General features: G+C 39.8%; 20 protein-coding genes and 1 pseudogene. 13 read left to right on the plus strand and 8 right to left on the minus strand.

Annotation, left to right across the window (positions count from 1 at the left end; genetic code table 11):
• Positions 1-138: 138 nt before the first annotated feature.
• Positions 139-336: pseudogene (locus HZC31_00005) on the plus strand (histidine phosphatase family protein).
• Here the strand turns inward: HZC31_00005 and HZC31_00010 are convergent.
• Positions 328-1,059 carry a class I SAM-dependent methyltransferase gene (locus HZC31_00010; protein MBI5001747.1) on the minus strand — a complete coding sequence of 244 codons (732 nt, stop codon included), beginning with the start codon at positions 1,057-1,059 and terminating at the stop codon, positions 328-330. The pseudogene HZC31_00005 and the gene HZC31_00010 sit on opposite strands and share 9 nt — an antisense overlap.
• Before the next feature lie 61 nt (positions 1,060-1,120).
• Entirely contained in the window at positions 1,121-2,515 is a 1,395-nt protein-coding gene (locus HZC31_00015; GenBank protein MBI5001748.1) for a cysteine--tRNA ligase, read from the minus strand.
• Positions 2,516-2,612: 97 nt separating this feature from the next.
• On the opposite strand from HZC31_00015, the gene HZC31_00020 reads away from it, so the two are divergent.
• Genes HZC31_00020 through sufC form a run of 6 tightly spaced genes read left to right on the plus strand, consistent with a single transcriptional unit; the run spans position 2,613 to position 8,055 of the window.
• The gene (locus HZC31_00020; protein ID MBI5001749.1) at positions 2,613-2,936 is read left to right on the plus strand and encodes a winged helix-turn-helix transcriptional regulator; all 324 of its coding nucleotides are present in this window, start codon (positions 2,613-2,615) and stop codon (positions 2,934-2,936) included.
• A 27-nt stretch (positions 2,937-2,963) separates the two neighbouring features.
• Positions 2,964-4,403: a Fe-S cluster assembly protein SufB gene (gene sufB / locus HZC31_00025; GenBank protein ID MBI5001750.1), complete on the plus strand. Its 1,440-nt coding sequence runs from the start codon at positions 2,964-2,966 to the stop codon at positions 4,401-4,403.
• Between the two features lie 34 nt (positions 4,404-4,437).
• Complete coding sequence (locus HZC31_00030) at positions 4,438-5,652, plus strand: SufD family Fe-S cluster assembly protein (GenBank protein MBI5001751.1); 1,215 nt, start codon at positions 4,438-4,440, stop codon at positions 5,650-5,652.
• Entirely contained in the window at positions 5,645-6,886 is a 1,242-nt protein-coding gene (locus tag HZC31_00035; GenBank protein ID MBI5001752.1) for a cysteine desulfurase, read from the plus strand. The genes HZC31_00030 and HZC31_00035 overlap by 8 nt, the downstream gene beginning before the upstream one ends.
• Complete coding sequence (locus HZC31_00040; protein ID MBI5001753.1) at positions 6,886-7,299, plus strand: SUF system NifU family Fe-S cluster assembly protein; 414 nt, start codon at positions 6,886-6,888, stop codon at positions 7,297-7,299. Before HZC31_00035 ends, HZC31_00040 begins: the two co-directional genes overlap by 1 nt.
• Before the next feature lie 9 nt (positions 7,300-7,308).
• A complete protein-coding gene (gene sufC / locus HZC31_00045; protein MBI5001754.1) occupies positions 7,309-8,055 on the plus strand; it encodes a Fe-S cluster assembly ATPase SufC in 747 nt (248 codons plus the stop codon).
• A 14-nt stretch (positions 8,056-8,069) separates the two neighbouring features.
• Here sufC and HZC31_00050 read toward each other — a convergent pair whose 3' ends face one another.
• From HZC31_00050 to HZC31_00060, 3 genes are read right to left on the minus strand one after another with little or no spacing between them, the layout of a single operon-like run.
• Entirely contained in the window at positions 8,070-8,534 is a 465-nt protein-coding gene (locus HZC31_00050; GenBank protein ID MBI5001755.1) for a response regulator, read from the minus strand.
• Between the two features lie 32 nt (positions 8,535-8,566).
• Positions 8,567-9,346, minus strand: coding sequence for a prolipoprotein diacylglyceryl transferase (locus HZC31_00055; protein MBI5001756.1), 780 nt, complete (start codon positions 9,344-9,346; stop codon positions 8,567-8,569).
• A gap of 1 nt (position 9,347) precedes the next feature.
• Positions 9,348-10,079, minus strand: coding sequence for a DsbA family protein (locus HZC31_00060; protein ID MBI5001757.1), 732 nt, complete (start codon positions 10,077-10,079; stop codon positions 9,348-9,350).
• 196 nt (positions 10,080-10,275) lie between these two features.
• On the opposite strand from HZC31_00060, the gene HZC31_00065 reads away from it, so the two are divergent.
• Complete coding sequence (locus HZC31_00065) at positions 10,276-12,171, plus strand: cation-translocating P-type ATPase (GenBank protein ID MBI5001758.1); 1,896 nt, start codon at positions 10,276-10,278, stop codon at positions 12,169-12,171.
• A gap of 154 nt (positions 12,172-12,325) precedes the next feature.
• Here the strand turns inward: HZC31_00065 and HZC31_00070 are convergent, their stop codons facing one another.
• Both HZC31_00070 and HZC31_00075 read right to left on the minus strand, forming a co-directional pair.
• Positions 12,326-13,096, minus strand: coding sequence for a DsbA family protein (locus HZC31_00070; GenBank protein MBI5001759.1), 771 nt, complete (start codon positions 13,094-13,096; stop codon positions 12,326-12,328).
• A 196-nt stretch (positions 13,097-13,292) separates the two neighbouring features.
• Positions 13,293-13,724 carry a cupredoxin domain-containing protein gene (locus tag HZC31_00075; GenBank protein MBI5001760.1) on the minus strand — a complete coding sequence of 144 codons (432 nt, stop codon included), beginning with the start codon at positions 13,722-13,724 and terminating at the stop codon, positions 13,293-13,295.
• 130 nt (positions 13,725-13,854) lie between these two features.
• Between HZC31_00075 and HZC31_00080 the strand changes: the two genes are divergently transcribed.
• The 5 genes from HZC31_00080 to HZC31_00100 all read left to right on the plus strand — a co-directional run bounded on the left by HZC31_00080 (position 13,855) and on the right by HZC31_00100 (position 17,633).
• Complete coding sequence (locus HZC31_00080; GenBank protein ID MBI5001761.1) at positions 13,855-14,565, plus strand: hypothetical protein; 711 nt, start codon at positions 13,855-13,857, stop codon at positions 14,563-14,565.
• A 15-nt stretch (positions 14,566-14,580) separates the two neighbouring features.
• A complete protein-coding gene (locus HZC31_00085) occupies positions 14,581-15,291 on the plus strand; it encodes a hypothetical protein (GenBank protein MBI5001762.1) in 711 nt (236 codons plus the stop codon).
• Between the two features lie 4 nt (positions 15,292-15,295).
• Positions 15,296-15,574, plus strand: coding sequence for a hypothetical protein (locus HZC31_00090; GenBank protein ID MBI5001763.1), 279 nt, complete (start codon positions 15,296-15,298; stop codon positions 15,572-15,574).
• Positions 15,575-15,951: 377 nt separating this feature from the next.
• On the plus strand, positions 15,952-16,863 hold the full coding sequence (locus HZC31_00095) for a hypothetical protein (protein MBI5001764.1): 912 nt from the start codon (positions 15,952-15,954) through the stop codon (positions 16,861-16,863).
• Positions 16,864-16,871: 8 nt separating this feature from the next.
• On the plus strand, positions 16,872-17,633 hold the full coding sequence (locus HZC31_00100) for a hypothetical protein (GenBank protein ID MBI5001765.1): 762 nt from the start codon (positions 16,872-16,874) through the stop codon (positions 17,631-17,633).
• A gap of 33 nt (positions 17,634-17,666) precedes the next feature.
• Here HZC31_00100 and HZC31_00105 read toward each other — a convergent pair.
• Positions 17,667-18,562 (minus strand): IS3 family transposase (locus HZC31_00105; protein MBI5001766.1); only part of this gene is annotated, 896 nt, incomplete at its 5' end.

Genomic DNA, 18,562 nt, shown 5'->3' on the forward strand with positions numbered 1-18,562 from the left:
AAGTTCATCCGGAATTCTCCAACCATCATCTCTAACAACTAATCCCATCGGGTCACCTCTTCTCATTCTCACGTGACCCATTCCCTAATATCTATTCAATGAGAAAGCTACTATTTATTCCTTTCGGGATAGGCTCTTAAAAAACATCTTCATGATACTGTTCTCATTGTGGGGCATGGGGGCTCACTGACTTATTTTTTACTTCATCTGTTTGAAAAGTCAACGGATGAGTATAAAGAACATCATCCAAAAAATACTGCCGTAACTATCTTAGAAATCTCTGACGATAAAAAACATACTGTGCATGTGCTGAATTGCGTGAAACATTTAGCGTGATTTTCCAACAACAACACTATAATGCCTTGGAACAGGGACTTTGTCATCTGGATATCTTTCGTTAAAGCGCCCTCTTACATGATCTAACACCATTTGTCTTTGATCCTCAGCAACATCATTCCAGTAACTTCGCGACTGCATATACAAAAGATACTTATCAACAGAATATTGCAACTCATATTGAAATTCTTCTTTGGTAATTATTTCTAATCCACTTGCTCTAAATGTTTCGCCAACATCTAGTTTCTCTTTTTTTGACAATCTATTTGTTATTACTTCTTCTGCATACTTCTTGAAATAATCAGACTCTATGTGGTCCTTAACACCATGAGTCACAATAAATAAACCATCTTTTTTGAGAACACGCTTGATACCATCTATAGACGCCCTATCAGTAAACCAATGAAATGCGCTAAACGCAGTGACCACATCAAACTCATGATCCGCAAATAGCAGATTATCTGCAAGACCAACAACATAGTTAATAGCAGGTTGCTCATAAGAGCGTGCAACAGCAATCATTCTTGGATCACCATCACAGCCAACAACATGAACAGCTCTTTCTGCTAATTGTCTTGTCGCAATGCCTGTCCCACAACCCATATCAAGAACACTTTTTCCCTGACAAAAAGAAGCGACATAATCAATAAGGGAGTCTGAGTAGTGCGGTCTTGCGTCATCATATATCTGCGCAACTGCACCAAAGTTTGTTGTGAGACTCATAAGTGTGATATTTATGATGATAATAGGTTTGTCTTTTTAAAGATGATTGAGAATAAAAGAGTTATACCTTCTTCACGACAAATCCATCCTTTGTATCTGCGATGCGATATCCTTTCGCAGCAATCGCATCGCGAAGTTTGTCGCTTTCTGCCCAATTCTTCGCTTTTCGTGCTGCGTCTCTCTGCTGTGCAAGATAGAGGACATCTGCTGGAATCTTTTCTTCTTCGCTTAACAATCCAAGAACACTATCAACAGATTCTATGAACGTCACTATCTTCTTCGCATCTGCTTTTCCTAACTCTTTGTTCTCATTCTTTTTATTTACTTCATGGATAAAATCAAACACTGCTGCAAGCGCTCTCGAAATTTCCAAATCGTCATCCAGCGCTTCTGTGAATTTTTCTTCTGCGTCTGCAATAAGCACATCAACATCTTTATTCTCTTCGCTTTCTTGCGCGATCGCTTTCATCGCATCAGAGAATTCCTGATATCTTTGCACTGCACTCGCTGCCGCGTCTATCCCCTGCATGGTGAAATTTAACTGCTGACGGTAATTGCTCGATAAAAGGAGATAGCGAATTGCTCGTGGTTTGTATCTTTTATTGAGGAGATCTCTCAATGTGTAAAAATTACCCAACGATTTGCTCATCTTTTTTCCATCCACAAGAATGTAGTCGTTGTGGAGCCAATATTTGACAAACTCTTTTCCTGTGCACGCTTCGCTCTGCGCAATCTCATTCTCATGATGCGGGAAAATAAGATCTATTCCTCCTGTATGGATATCAATTTGTTCTCCAAGCCATTTCATTGACATTGCACTGCACTCAATGTGCCATCCTGGACGACCCTTTCCAATCTCTGTTTCCCAGAAAATGTTGCCATCTTTTTCATCCCAAAATTTCCACAACGCAAAGTCTTGAATATTTTCTTTATCGTATTCATCCCCTTTCACTCGTTTTCCTGTCTGCGTTTGCTCGACATTGATTCTGGAGAGTTTGCCGTAGTGTTGGAATTTTCTGATATTGAAATAGATGCCATCTTCTGTCTTGTAGGCAATTTCTTTCTTGAGAAGTGTTTGGATTAACGCAACCATTTCATTGATATGCTCTGTTGCTTTTGGAAAATGCTCTGGCTTGCTGATATTGAGGGTTTCACAATCTTCGAAGAACGCTTGTGTATATTTTTCTGTGAATTCTTTTAATCCTACACCCTCTTTTTGAGAGTCTCTTATGATTTTGTCTTCGACATCTGTAATGTTCATCACTTGATGGACTTTGAACCCTTTGTAGATGAGGTATCGCTTGAGAATGTCTGAACACACATAGGCACGAAAATTTCCAATATGCGCGAAATTGTAGACTGTTGGTCCGCAATTGTACATTTTGACCACGTTGTCTCTCAATGGCTTGAATACTTGCTTGCTTCTTGTTACTGTGTTGTAGAATTGGAGTGACATGAAAGGAGAGAGAGTAGGATGGTTTATATTTTTATTGCTGAAGCAGGCGGTCATTCTTCCACAACCTTTATAAAGATATGTGACGTCCTTTTCACCTATGGACTCCCACGATGTATCTCTTTGTTTTGAAACACTGGCAAATGAACTCCGTGTCCAGATTTTGAAGCTTTTAGAAGAGAAACCTATGAATGTCACCGAGATGACAGAGAAGCTTGGTGTTGAACGAACACGGGTCTCGCACTCTCTTGAAATGCTCAGAAACTGCAAACTCGTCACTATGAGCAAACAAGGAAAAGAACACATTTACGCGATCAACACTGCCTCTCCTTTCTTCAGCAAAGAACAGAAAGGTGGTTTATTTTCATTAATGCACGAACATAAAGGAAAGAGCTGCGGCAACTGCTACAAAGCCTGCTCCTAAACATACACACATTAGATTGGTGAACACATGGCTCCTACAGAAGTACAGAAAACAGAACACGATCAAAAAGGACTTTTTGCAGAGTCAACACTCACTCGAGAGATTCTTGACAGCGCGAACGAAGAACGAAATGTCATTCAATCAACTCCTGGCGTGACAGAAGATGTTGTTCGCTTAATTTCTTCTGACAAAAAAGAGCCCCAATGGATGCTTGATCTTCGCTTGAAAGCACTCAAAGTATTTCACAGTATGCCTATCCCCAAATGGGGACCAAACCTCGACAAACTCAAACTCAATGAAATTACTTATTTCGCAAAACCTGACGCAAAAGAAAGCAAAAACTGGGAAGATGTTCCCGCAGACATTCGCAGAACATTTGAACGGCTCGGTATTCCTGAAGCAGAACGAACACTTCTCGCTGGCGCAGGAAGTCAGTATGACTCCGAAATGGTCTATCACAATCTTAAAGAGGAGTGGTCAAAACTCGGCGTTATTTTTGAGAACATGGACGTTGCACTCCAACAGTATCCGGACTTGGTCAAAGAATACTTTATGACTAAATGCGTTCCTATCACTGACCACAAATTCGCCGCGCTTCACGGCGCTGTCTGGAGCGGCGGCACTTTCATTTATGTTCCGAAAGGAGTCAAAATTCAACTTCCGCTTCAAGCATATTTTAGAATGAACACCAAAGGCGCTGGACAATTTGAACACACCCTTATCATTGTTGATGAAGGCGCCGAAGTTCTGTATATTGAAGGCTGTTCCGCCCCGCAATACACCGCAAACAGTTTGCACGCAGGCTGCGTTGAAGTGTATGTCAAAAAAGGAGCGCGCGCACGATACAGCAGCGTGGAAAACTGGAGTAAAAATACCTACAACCTAAACACGAAGCGCGCTATTGTTGAAGAAGATGGATTTATGGAATGGATAGGAGGGAATATGGGCAGCTGCGTCACGATGCTTTATCCGTGCAGTATTTTGAAAGGACGAAGAGCGCGAGCAGATCATATCAGCATCGCATTCGCAGGCAAAGGACAAGATCAAGACACTGGCGCAAAAGTCATTCATCTCGCTCCTGAAACCAGTTGCACAATCAAAGCAAAGAGTATCAGCAAAGATGGTGGTATTACAACCTATCGCGGATTTTTGAAGATTACCAAAGGAGCAACTGACGCAAAAGCGCACGTGCTTTGCGACGCACTTATTTTAGATAAAGATTCTGTTTCCAATACCACCCCACACATGGAAATTAATGAACAAAATGTCGATATTGCGCACGAAGCAACTACTGGAAGAATCAGCGAAGAAAAATTGTTTTATCTCATGAGTCGTGGGCTTTCTGAAGAAGAAGCAGTGAAACTTGTGGTTAGCGGATTTATCGAACCGATTGTCAAACAACTTCCTCTTGAATACGCTGTTGAATTAAACCGATTAATTGAATTAGAAATTGAAGGTGTTGGTTAAGAACAATCATTTGATTTTTCTCTTTGGTGGAACAATGACAGGACAACAGCGACAAGAACCAGCATGGCTACAGGAAAAGCGAGCTGCTGCACTGCTCTTATCCAAAGAGTTTGGAGAACCCGCACGAGATAAAAAAGCCATTGGACATATTTCCCTTACCGGACTTTCAATTCAGACTTTAGGCACTGAGAAAATACTCCACTGCCCAAAAGAGATTATTTGTCTTCCGCTTCCTTTAGTTCTTCAATATTCCACCTATGCGCAGCTTTTTCAAAAATATTTTGGAAGCATTATTGCTCCTGACTCTGCGTACCATGCACTCCATTATGCTCATGTTCAGGATGTGTTATTTGTGTATGTTCCAAAAGGTGTTGAAGCAACTGGACCATTACATATTGTCAAACACGCTGCTGGAATGACTGCACTTTATCATCTTCTCATCGTCGCAGAACCCTTAAGCAAACTGACGATTATTCAAGAAGAATCTTCCGACGCATCTCTCCAAGGCTACGCAAGCACGCTTGTCGAAGCAAACGTTCAGGAAGGAGCGCACATTACTCATGTTACCCTTCAAGAATATTCTGAAACAATTCAAGGGTATGCACACAAAGAAGCAACTGTCGCGAAAGATGGACGCATGGATTGGATTGAAGCGCATTTTGGCAGCGCATACACGCGAGCAACTGCAGCTGCAACATTGCGTGAAGACGGCGCTTCTTCTACAAACACTACTGTTTTTTTTGGAGAAGGTACGCAGAAATTTGACATTATCTCAAGAACCATTCAAATTGGAAAACACACCTTCGCAGACATGAACACTGTTGGTGTTGTCGCAGATCACTCTCGAGCAATGTGCCGTGGGTTGATTAAAATCGCGCCTCCTTCTTTTGGCTCTTGCGGCAATCAAAAAATTAAAACATTGCTTATGAACAAAGACAGCCAAGCAAACGCAATTCCGAGCATGGAGATTGATAATTTTGATGTTCGCGCAACACATGAATCTTCTGTTGGACAAATTAACAAAGACAAATTGTTTTATTTGATGAGTAGAGGGTTTGATGAACAACACGCACGGATGAAAATTGTGGAAGGATATTTTGCACAGCTTGCGAAACTTATTCCTGACAAACAGATTGAACAAAAAGTTATGGCACTTATCAGAAAAAAATTGCATATGGAATCGCAACTTGAGGAGGAAGAACAACTTCTTGAACAAAGTGAAGAATCAGGTGAACAAAGTTATGCTTAATGTTGAAAAAATCAGAAAAGACTTTCCTATTTTACAACGGAAAGTTCATGGAAAACCGCTTGTGTATTTAGACAGCGCCGCGTCTTCTCAAAAACCGCAACAAGTCATTGACGCTATTTCGCATTATTATAGCACAAGCCACGCAAATATCCACCGCGGGATTCACCAACTGGGTGAAGAAGCGACGACTGCGTATGAAGAAGCGCACAAACACACTGCACAGTTTATCAACGCAGCATCATGGAGAGAAATTATTTTTACAAAAAATACCACTGAATCACTCAATCTTCTTGCGTACAGTCTTACAAAAACCTTTAAGAAAGGCGATGAGATTATTGTCAGCAGAAAAGAACATCACAGTAATTTTGTGCCTTGGCAGCAATGCGCAAAACAGCATGGGCTTGTGTTGAAAATTGTAGAGATTACTTCTGATAGTGCCATTGATCTCGAACATCTTCACACACTTCTCACAAAAAAGACAAAAATTGTAAGTGTGACGCATATGTCCAATGTTCTTGGAACAGTGAATGATGTGAAACACATTGCGGCACTTGTGCACGCAAATAAAACTGAAGATGGTGGACATACATTATTGAGTGTTGATGGCGCACAAAGCGTGCCGCACATGCCTGTTGATGTACAAGATCTTGATTGTGATTTTCTCAGCTTTTCCAGCCACAAAATGCTTGGACCAACAGGCATTGGTGTTTTGTACGGCAAGCGTGCACTGCTCGAGAAAATGCCCCCTTTCCTTTTTGGCGGTGGCATGGTGGGCAGTGTTACTGAACAGGAAACAAGCTTTGGGGATCTTCCTTGGAAATTTGAAGCAGGAACACCCCACATTGCTGGCGCAGTTGGCTTTAGCGCGGCGCTCACGTATCTTGAAAAACTCGGCATGGAAAATGTCTGGCAACAGGAACAAGAACTTGCCGCATACGCACTTGCACAACTCAAAAAACAAAAAGATGTTACTGTTTACGCTCCTGCGTTTGCGAAAGGAAAACGTGGCGCTGTTGTTTCTTTTACACTTGGCAACATTCACGCACATGATGTGATCTCTATTTTAGATCAGGAGGGAATTGCTGTTCGCGCTGGTCATCACTGCGCACAGCCTTTGCTTGACTCTATGGGCGTTCCCGCAACTGTTCGCTTGAGCGCGTATGTGTATACAACCAAAGAAGAAATTGACGCGCTTGTTGCTGCATTAGATAAAGTACGAAAGGTGTTTGGCTGATGACGTTTGACACCTATTCTATGGAAATTATTTTGGATCACTACAAAAATCCCCATAACAAAGGAAAAGTTGCACATCCTGCTCTTCAGAATAAAGAGAAGAATCCATCTTGCGGCGATGAGATTGAAATCACCGCAACGCTTGACGCTGAACAGAGAATACAGGACATTAAATTTGATGGTCACGGCTGCGCAATTTCGCAGGCTTCGATCTCTATGCTCACTGATGAACTCAAAGGAAAATCATTTCAAGAAATTATGAAAATGGAAAAACAAAACGTGCTTGCGCTGTTGGAGATTGATGTCGCGCCGCTCCGCATTAAATGCGCAATGCTCGGCTTGCGGGTTTTGCAACGAAGTATCCTCAAACATGAAGGAAAAGACGCGCAAGGTATTTCCCTCTCGGAAATTTAGGTGGTATAAATGACGAAACAAGGATTAGTAATTATGGATTTACAGACATCTATCGCAGACAAAAAGATTCTCAAAGGATTGAGTCTTACCGTAAAAAAAGGAGAAGTGCACGTGCTTATGGGACCAAACGGTTCTGGAAAAAGCACGCTCTCGTATACGTTGATGGGCAGTCCCAAGTATACTGTTGATGGCGGGAGCGTGACTATTGATGGCGATGATTTACTTGCTCTTCTTCCTGACCAGCGCGCGAAAAAAGGATTGTTCTTAGGATTTCAGTATCCTGAAGAGATTCCTGGTGTCACTGTCGCGAACTTTTTGCGTCTTGCAACTGGCGCAATTAAAGGACAGAAAATCGCGATCCCTGAATTTCAGAAGATTTTGAAAGAGAAAATGAAAGAACTCGAGATGGATCCACTGTTTGCACGACGATATTTGAATGAAGGATTTTCTGGTGGCGAGAAAAAAAGATGCGAAATTTTACAGATGGCATTACTTGAACCAAAGTACTGCATCCTTGATGAAATTGATTCTGGCACAGACGTTGATGCGCTCAAAATTATTACTGCAGGGATTAACAAGTTATTGAGTCCTGATAGAGGATTCTTGATTATTACGCATTATAATCGGATTTTACAGTATTTGAACAAAATTGATTTTGTCCATATTGTTGTTGATGGTCGTATTGTGAAGAGTGGTGGACGTGACTTAGCACTTGAGATCGATCAACAAGGATATGATAAATATGAGAAGAAGTAGATAGAATTAATTGTTTATTTTGCTTCTGCTGGTTGCGAGGTGTAGCCTGCTACAGGAGCAAGTCTTCCTCTGAGTTCGGTGGTGACTCGGTGTGTAAGATCGTACAATCCAATTGGTTTTCTCATAAATGGAACTTCTCGTGGGATTGTTAAATTATCTTGACCACTGATAACAACATACAATGGAGGTACTACTCTTTCTCTTTGCAATTTTCTATATAGAGTCATTCCTCCTTCATGGTCTCCTGATGCCCCTTTGTTGTTAAAATCTGACACAATTACATCATATGCTTCTCGCGCTGTTAGAACTCGTGCTCCTGCAGCATTTGTGCATTTTTCTCTTACTGCTTTATATCCCACCACTGCAAATGCTCTTTCAAACATTTCCGTTATGTCTTCTTCATCATCAACAAGCAATATTCTGGGAGCTCTTCCTAATCGTGCTGTAAGACCATCTACCGCAGCCATAACTTTATTCATATTGCACAAAACTATAAGGTCATTTATAAAATTTAAGGTCTTTTTTCCCAAATATACCATTTTACGAGAATAAGCGTGCCTGTGATCGCCATGATTCCTGTCAGCATTTGACCCATTGTGAGGACATTAAAGAGCACAAAGCCCAGCTGCGGATCTGGCTGGCGCACAAACTCAATTGTGAAGCGGAACGCGCCATAGAACGTGATAAATGTCCAGAATAGCGTGCCTTTTTTGAGGTTTTTGTCTTTCAACATCCAGAGCATGCCAAAAATAATGAAGTTTTTTGCTGACTCGTAGAGCTGTGACGGATGCCGTGGAATGCCATCGCCAAAATCCACTGCCCACGGAAGTGACGTTGGCCTGCCGTAGAGCTCTCCATTGATGAAGTTCGCGATTCTTCCCAACCCTAAACCAATTACTGTTGGAATAACTACTATATCCGCCATTTCATAGAAGTCTTTCTTGTATTGTTTGCAAAAAATATACCCTCCTGTGAGGACTCCAATTAAGCCGCCATGAAAACTCATACCCCCTTCCCAAATTTTGAAAAATTGCAACGGATTTTCTAGAACTGTACTAAAATTGTAGAAGAGGAAATAGAAGACTCGCGATCCAATAAGAACGCCGAGCGCCGCATACAAGAGAAATGTATCGCGCTCGTCTTCTGTCAACGCGATTTGTTTCTTTCTTATGAAATACGTTAGAAGTCCATACGCAATACAAAAACCAAGAACATAGACGAGACCATAGTAGCGGATTTGAAGAAAGCCAAGATCAAAGAGAACTGGATCAATATTGTGGACGTAGACCATTTTACTCTGCTATTGCTTCCTCTGCTCCAGCTGTTTCTTCTTCATTCACTGTTTCAGTTGCTTCTTCAGAAGGATTTACAGAATCTGTTGTCTCTGTTTCTTCAACACTTTCCGCTGCTCCTGCTTCTGCAAGCGCTGCGTCTAATGCCGCAGCAAATATTTCATACTTCCAAGATTCTATTTTTTTTCCGTTGACAAAGAAAGAAGGTGTTGAATCTACTCCTTTACCAATCCCCTCATTGAAATCTGCGGTAACATATTTTGCCTTCGCATTGCTGTCTAAACAGTTGTTGAATTTTTCTGTGTCCAAGCCAATTTGTTCTGCATAGTCCTTCAATGAACTTATTGATAGTTCATCCTGTTTCTCAAACATGATGTCATGCATTTCCCAGAACTTTCCTTGATCATTTGCGCACTCACTTGCTTCTGCTGCGTTAAACGCGAACGCATGAATGGAAGTTAACGGAAAATGCTTATATTCTAAACTCACTCTGTCTCCATACACTTCCATAATTTTTTTCACTGTTGGTGCTGCTGCGCCACACGCGGGACATTGAAAGTCAGAGAACTCAACAATTCTTACCATCGCATCAGTATTTCCCTTGATTGGCTTTGCGGTGTAGACATCATCATATGTTGGTCTTGTCACAAACCAAGTGACTCCCGCAATGATGAGAAAAAGGGCGATGATTATTTTCCATTTACTCTTTTGTACTGTTTCTGTTACTGTCATGGAAATCGTGATGCGTTGAGGTTTTATATAGTTTGCGAACGAAGTGAACAAACTATTCCAAAAAGCGAGTAAAAGAAGTTTTTTGATATAGTTTGTGCTCGAGCTGCTTTAATAATCACAAAGAATTAATAAGAGTTACGCTACTCAAACAGATGAGAGAAAAAAAATGCTATTTTGTAAACAATGAGGTTTAGTCATGAATAAGAGTACAATAACCCTTCTCCTCCGCTCTTTTCGATCAACTGAGGGAATAGCCGCACTTATTACAGGAATATTTACTCTCATTGGCTGGAGTTTATCTTTCACAAATCAAGTACCTTTGGTTCTTACAAACATTCTTATTATTACTGGCGTGTTTATTGGAGGAGGAGTTATTGCTATTGGCGCGGTAAAAGGACTATTGAGACGTGAATTTAATGTTGATGAATTGGTAATGTTAGCATTAGCCGCTTCTCTCATCATCGGTGAATATGTCTCTGCTGCCTTAGTCGCATTTATGATGTTATTTGGTAAAGTGTTAGAAGATTTTACTGCTCATCGCGCAACAGCGGCCATCGAAGCGCTTGGCACACTGCTTCCAGACACCGTAACCCGTTATGCACACGGCAACGAACAACGCGTTTCTCTCTCTACGCTAGTGGTTCATGATACTATTATTGTTCGTCCAGGTGAAAGAATTCCTGTTGATGGAATTATTCTATCAGGGAAAGCGTTAGTAGATGAAGCGGCGTTAACAGGTGAGTCTCTTCCTCTCTTAAAAACAGAAGGACAAAAAGTACTTGCTGGAACAATTATTACCGAAGGTGCCCTAACAATTAAAGCATCTGCATTTGGGGATAAAACCGCTCTTGGCTCAATAGCAAAAATTGCACTTTCTGCATTGGAAGAACGAGCTTCTGTTGTACGAACTGCTGACAAATACGCAAGGTTTGTTACTCCTGGAGTTCTTCTCCTTGCAACAGCAACCTACTTGATTACAGGAAGTGTTGTTAATGCAGTTGCTGTTTTGGTCGTTGCATGTCCTTGCGTCTTAGTGCTTGCAACACCAACTGCCATCATTGCAGGAGTTGCCGCTGGAGCGAAGCGCGGGCTTCTCATGAGGGGCGGTTCACGACTTGAGAAAGCTGCAAAAGTGGATGCGATTGCTTTTGACAAAACCGGGACGTTGACCATTGGTAAATTACAGGTCAAAAAAGTGTACACTATTGCAAAAAACACTGAGAAAAATGTCCTTATGCTCGCTGCGAAAGCCGAACATTTGTCAGAGCATCCATTTGCAAAGGCGATTATCAAAGAAGCAGAAAAAAGAGGAATAGGGGATACGGTTCTACAAAGTCCTGCTCATTTTCGTTCCTTTCCCGGCACAGGAGTTTCCGTTCAAATAGGGAATAAAAACATAGTTGTTGGAAATCAAAAACTTTTAGAACATCTGAAAATTAAGATCCCTCTTGCTGCGACAAAATTACTTCATAACGCTGAATTCTCAGGACAAACCGGAGCACTGGTTGCAATAAATAAAAAAGTTGTCGGATTTATTACCATGAGCGATATTCCAAAAATGGAAGCAAAAAATACTGTTGCTATTTTGCGAAAAGCGGGCATTACAAGAATAGTAATGCTCACAGGAGATGCTCCTGCAATTGCACAAAATATCGCTACAGCTGTTGGAATTCAAGAAACTTATGCTCAATTATTACCGCATGAAAAAGTTGCTAAAATTAAGGAAATACAAAAAGAAGGCTACACTGTTGGAATGATTGGGGATGGCGTCAATGATGCACCTGCATTAGCTGTCGCTGATGTTTCAATTGCAGCAGGAATCAGCGCTGCTGATGTAAGCAAACATACAGCAGATATCGTTGTCATGTCTGGAGATTTAACCAAAGCGACAGAAGCGCTTCTTCTCAGCAGATCGACGTTAACAATCATTAAGCAAAACTTATGGATAGCAGCTGTTTGGAATGTCCTTGCTTTAGGGGCTGCAGCAAGCGGTATGCTCTCTCCTGCTATGGGCGCTGTTATTCATAATGTAGGATCTGTTTTTGTTGTTATCAATGCTGCTCGATTAGTGCATTGGACGCCGACGTTATGAACTGAGGAGAAAAAAGTACAGCCATTTCAAAAGAAAAAAATAAGAAAAAATAAAATAAAAAAATTATTGAAGACTTTGATTCTTTTCTTGTGGATTATCAAAGTCTTTAATAGAACCGCTTTGAATTCGCACAAAAATAGTTATTCAAAGCTCTCTATTCTGCAAGCGCTGCTTCGATTGCTGCTTCGAAAACACTAAATGGCTGCGCGCCAACAACTAATACGCCGTTGACTAAAAATCCAGGTGTTCCTGAAACTCCCTGACTTGCGCCCATAGTCATGTCATCTGCAACTTTCTCTGTGTACTTGCCTGAATCAAGGCATTCTGTAAATGCTGTAACGTCTAACTCAAGCGTTTCTGCATAGCCAAGAATATCTTCTTTGCTTAAGCCTGTCCCATCGCCTGAGCCATTTTCAAATAACATATCATGCATTTCCCAGAACTTGTCCTGATCACCAGCACATTCTGCACTTTCTGCTGCAACCTGCGCATTCTGATGGAAACTTAATGGGAAGTGTCTGTACACTAGTTTTACTTTTCCTGTTGCAATGTACTTTTCTTCAATGCTTGGAAGTGTCTGCTCATAAAATCGTTTACAGAACGGACATTGGAAATCGCTGTATTCCACAATCGTCACCGGAGCATCTTCTTCTCCTTTTACTTGATCTGCGTCTGAGAGTTCAACATCAATAACTTCTGCTGTGTCTCCGCTATCTCCTGCATCTCCACTATCGCCACTGTCTCCAGTGTCTGCAGTATCTCCTCTTTCTGTGCCCATAAAATTCTGGACAATAAATCCGATGACCACAATTGCTAGTACTACTGTTGTTATCTTCCAAATATTTTCTGTTGTGATAACAAATAATTGCTTTGGTGCTTCTTTTTCCTGAACTGGTGTTTCTGTTTTTTCATGCTTTTCTGCCATAAACATCACCCTCCAAGATTTTTCAATTGGTCTCTTTTTATTAAGTTTGTGAAAAGAGTTTTCCTATCTCGCTGTTTTAGATTCTCTTTTGTCTATTTCTTCTTGTTTTTTGTTACTGCTAAAAAATAGATTGCGTTGTCATACAAGGTCTTGCTGAGCGAATAGAAGTATTAAAAAAATAAATGAAAAAAAATAGTTATTCATTCACCACTAATGTTCCTTTCATATCTTTTGTTCCTGGACCAGAATAGACATTCGAAAAGAACGTGAATTCACCTGCTTGATCTGCAACAAATTCTACTGTTTTATAATTGTCTTCTTCAAGGAATTCATTAATACCATACGCTGGAAGGACAAAGCCGTGATTACTATTACTTGCATAAAAGATTATTCTTACATAATCTCCCTTATCAACTTCCAATATTTTTGGTCTGTAAATGGACTTGTCTGCGACCACATGGAATTCTTTGACGATAACAAGTTCGTCCCCCATATATTCTTCTTTCGCAGCCCCATAATCTGCTACTCCTACAACACCACCAGTAATATCATCACTGACGATGCGGCTTTGGCACGCAGCGAGAAGACTCACTGTAAGAAGCGCAAGAATAATAAGCATTTTTTTCATGAACATCACCTTTTCGCTTTTTCTGGGAGATTGTATATTTAAAGATAACGATTTGAGGGCTCCCTTTATTGTCCTTTAGTAATAGCAATAAAAACATACGTTTAAATACAAAAATTACTTGAGAACGTACATGACACTGCAAAAAAACCTTTTTACAGGATTGATGCTCTTTGTTTTTGGTCTTCCTCTTGTTTTCGCTCATGGACATGAACCCACACTCCTTGAACAACTTCCTTCTCCTCTTCTCGTTCTCTTTTACACTGCTCTTCTCACTGTATTCCTCCTTTTGTACGCAGTCTTCAAGAAAAAAATGCGTGAAAAGACAAAACAAGTTGTTTTCTGGAGCATTGTTGTTCTGGTGAGTGTGAGCACACTCTATATCGTTGCCCATACTTTCTATTACAACATTTTCTCTGAAACCAATGGTCCTGTGCATTGGCACGCTGATTTTGAAATCTGGATCTGCGGAGAACAACAAATACTTCCCTCTTCTCAATTTCCATCCAATAAAGTAGGAACACCATTACTCCATCATCACAATGATTATCGCATGCATATTGAGGGAACTGTTTTTTCCTGGAATGATGTCACACTTAGCGCATTTTTTAACGCAATCGGCGGAACGCTTGGACAGACATACATTGGCATCCCTCAAGAAGATGGCAGTTTGAAATATTGGCAGAACGATGATTACTGCGGCAAAAAACAAGGCACACTGCATCTTTATGTGCAGAAAGGAGACGCTGAAACATGGGAAGAAATAGAAGAGATTCCATCCTACATTATTAGCCCGTACGCCGATGTCCCTCCTGGCGATCGATTGAAAATTATGTTTGAATAAAAAATGTGATGAACTATGACTGTTGAAGCACTTTTACCCACGTTTGGAACTGTCGTCTTTACTGCACTCATTGATTCGATTAATCCGTGCGCTATCGGAGTTTTAATTTTACTTATTTCCACGCTTATTGTTGTGGGGAAATCCAAACAAAAGCTTTTGCTCTTTGGATTAACTTATATTGGATCTGTTTATATTGTCTATTTCCTTGCAGGTCTTGGGCTTGTTCTTTTTTTTCACAGCGTGCCACTCATCGTTGCGCAATATATTTCTATCAGCGTTGCGCTTGTTGTTGTTGCTGGAGGGTTATTGGAGATTAAAGATTATTTTTGGTATGGGAGAGGGTTTAGCTTAGCAATTTCTCCTAAGCACGCAAAACGAATTCATGAACTCAGTAAAAAAATAACATTTCCTTCTCTTATTATTCTTGGCGCATTCGTTGCTGGCGTTGAACTTCCCTGCACGGGCGGTCCTTATCTTGCGATTACTTTAATTTTATCACAGAATTTTAGCATGTTCGCGGTGTTTTTATTGGCACTGTATAATTTGATTTTTGTTTCCCCCCTTATTGTCATTTTATTCCTTGTTTATTATGGCATGAAACTTCATGATATCAAAATGTGGAAGCATAGTTACAAACATTATATGCGCCTTGCAATAGGGATTGTCCTTATTTTGCTTGGCTGGCTTTTGATCCTTATCGCAAATGGAACAATAAACTTCGGGTGAAAACATGGCAAAAAAAATAACTGTCGTTAAAATGAACAGAACAAAGGAAACATTTAATGAAAAAAAACTGTATGCATCTATTTATCATTCTTGTCTTTCTGCGCAGCTTCCTAAAAAAAATTGCGAGCGCATCGCGAAAAAGATTTATGAAAATGTCGTGAAGATCCTTCGTAAACAGCAGTGTTTATTGAGCGAAGAAGTTTCCGCAACTGTGACAAAAGCAATGGCAAAACACCAAAAAGAATTAGCGTTTATGTATAAGACACATAAGGATTTGAGTTAGCTTTGCGTTGTTATTCATTGAAGTATGAACTATCTTAGTCGTATTTCTGTTTGGTTATTCTTTTACATCAATAATACCCCATTGCTGCGGCAATGGGTCCCCCTGACATTTTTACTTTTGTAGGTGCGAGTATTTTCTTTGCTGTTGAGTAAATATTAGTTTTACTGCTTTGTGAATCGCCTTACAGTCCTTTAGAATCCCTAAACTTTATTTTGGTAAAAAACTAAATTGGACTGACCCCCTCAATACCCAAGAAACTAATTTCAGGTTATTTGTCATATGTCCAAATACAACCTGAATATATATCTCTTTTTCACCAAATATACACCAAAAAATATAAAAGCCAGCAAAGCAAAGTTTCCTAAGAAGTGGTGTGTATGAAGAAACAAACAATTTTACTGTTAATACTCGTTATTTCCTTACTATTGACAGGCTGCGGTACAGTCAATTTTTACCAGAAGCTTTATAGGGATGGTACATTTGATATAACTGTTGAAGTAAAGTCCTCAGAGCAAATGTTTCTGACAACAGTAGAACAAGGACTGGAAGAGTCTGGAATGCTAAAAGGTGCAATACGAACAGAGCAAGCAGATGGATACAAATACTTTATTGAAAAGACAACACTTGCAGAACTCAATCAAACAAATGCAAGTGATTCATTTATAGGTAGTTCTGGGTTTAAACGAGAATTCAAGTTTCCATACTACTATTATACAATTACCATAATAAATGAACAGAATACCAGCGAAGAAGATAGTGCATTCACAGGTGGCTTCGGCTTTAACTATATTCTTGAGCCTTTTGGAAAGATAACTGACACAAACGGTTTCTACACTTCGGATGAGAAAAAAGCTGTACAGTTTAATCTTATGAAGTCAAAAACATATTATGTGACATTTAGGGATTTTTTCCTTTACTCTTGGATTGGAGGAGCTACAAAAATACTTGAACAGGAAGCAACGATTCCAACAGAAGAATTATTGGAAGAAGATTCTTTTGTTGAAGATACAGAAATGTTTGGTGATACAGTAAGTGCAGATGAGGATTATTCTGCGTTTATAGATGAAGAATATTATGTGGAAGAAGAGCCACAAAGAACAGAATACGCTTCTTGTGAATCTTTAGGATGTGATGAAAATCACATTGCAGTGGGAGACAAAAGTACAAATCAATGGTATTACTGCGATTGTTTTGGAGTAGAAAGCATTGCAAGAGAGGATAGAACATGTTTCAGTAGTATAGATGTTGCAGAAGCGGTGGGATATTACAAAGCTTGGGATTGTGAGTAGGTGAAAAAATGGAAAAAGAAAAAACAAAAATTACGGTTGGTCATATTGGAAAAGGAATCTCTTATATATTGAGTTGGATATTTGGAATCCTATTTATTATGACAGGAATGGGTGTTATGATCACATCACCATTTTGGGGTATTGTAATTATTCTTTGTGCAGCTATGCTCATACCTTATTTTGACACGCTCATCGCAGAGAAATTTAATATTGAAATATCAGGTGGAATTAAATTCATACTTGTTATTATTATTTTCGTTGCTATGGGGTTTGGAATGTCTTCAACTGCTGAAGAAGCTAGCGAGAGAATACAAGCAACAGACACACAAACTGTTGAGACAACAGAAAAAGTTGAAACATCTACTACCATCAAAACAACAGAAGCAAAGACAATAGAAACAAAATACCTTGATAAAACGTATGATGATTTATGGGCGATATTTTCACCAAGTTCAAGATATACTGATTTATCAAAAGAGAATATATTTGCAACAGAATATTATGATGAATATGTGAAATGGACTGGTACAGTGTATGAAATAGATGCAAGTGTTTTAGATAATTTACGACTCTACATTAATCATCAAGGTGGTTCAGGATATGACATTACGGTGTATGTTAATAATAACCAATACCAGAATTTGCTTAAGCTAAAGAAAGGAGACTCTGTTACCTACACTGCTAAATTTTCAAGTTATAGCAGTGGCACTAATCTTTTTGGTGATGGCTACCTATCCTTTGTGATGAATGATGGAGAAATCATTGACTAGTTGAAGTGACTGATATCGTATTTGAGAGTTAAATTATGATAGACACACATTGGACTGACCCCCTTTTCGTGGACAGTAAGTTAAGATACTATTCCCCCTATTTAATTTTTGTTGTTCGAACTCATTTGGCGGTACATATCCAATTGATGAGTGCAATCTTTTCTCATTGTACTTTTTGATGAATTCTGCTATTGCTTCATATGCTTGTTGAAATGTTTTGTATTCATTGATCCATACCTCCTCCCATTTTATTGTTTTGTTCAAACTCTCTGCATGAGCATTGTCATACGAATTTCCAACTTCTCCCATGCTTGGCAACATGCCAAGTTCGTGGAGTCTATCCATATATGCTCCAGAGAGGTATTGCACTCCATGATCTGAGTGGTGGATACAACCAACGATATTATTTTTTCCACGCAATCTGACTGCCATATTGAGAGCAGTGAGAGTTAGTGTTGTATCCACATTTCTGCTTAAGTTCCAGCCCACAATTTTGCGACTGAACAAATCCATTATCAACGCCAAATATGCAAATTCATTTTGCACTGGAATGTAGGTGATATCAGATACCCAGACTTCATTCGACCTTATGATTATTTTCTCTTTTATGAGATTATCATATCGTGGCAGATTGTGGTTTGATTGCGTTGTTATCGGAGTGAAGCGTTTTCGCTTCACAAGCAATGAATGCTCTTTCATAATGCGGTGCACTCGTTTATGATTTATCGCAATGGCACTACGTTGAAGCTCTTTGGTCATTCTACGATAACCGTACCTCGAAAAATCGTTTGCTATGATTCTGATTTGATTTAAAATTGCTTCATCCTTATTCATAGCAGGTTCTTTATTTTTTGTATCGTAGTATGCGCTTTTACTGACATCTAGCGTTGCGCATGCAACGCGCACGGGAAGTGATGAGTGAGTGATCA

The sequence above is a fragment of the Candidatus Woesearchaeota archaeon genome (assembly GCA_016214075.1).
Taxonomy (GTDB): Archaea; Nanobdellota; Nanobdellia; order Woesearchaeales; family DSVV01; genus JACRPI01.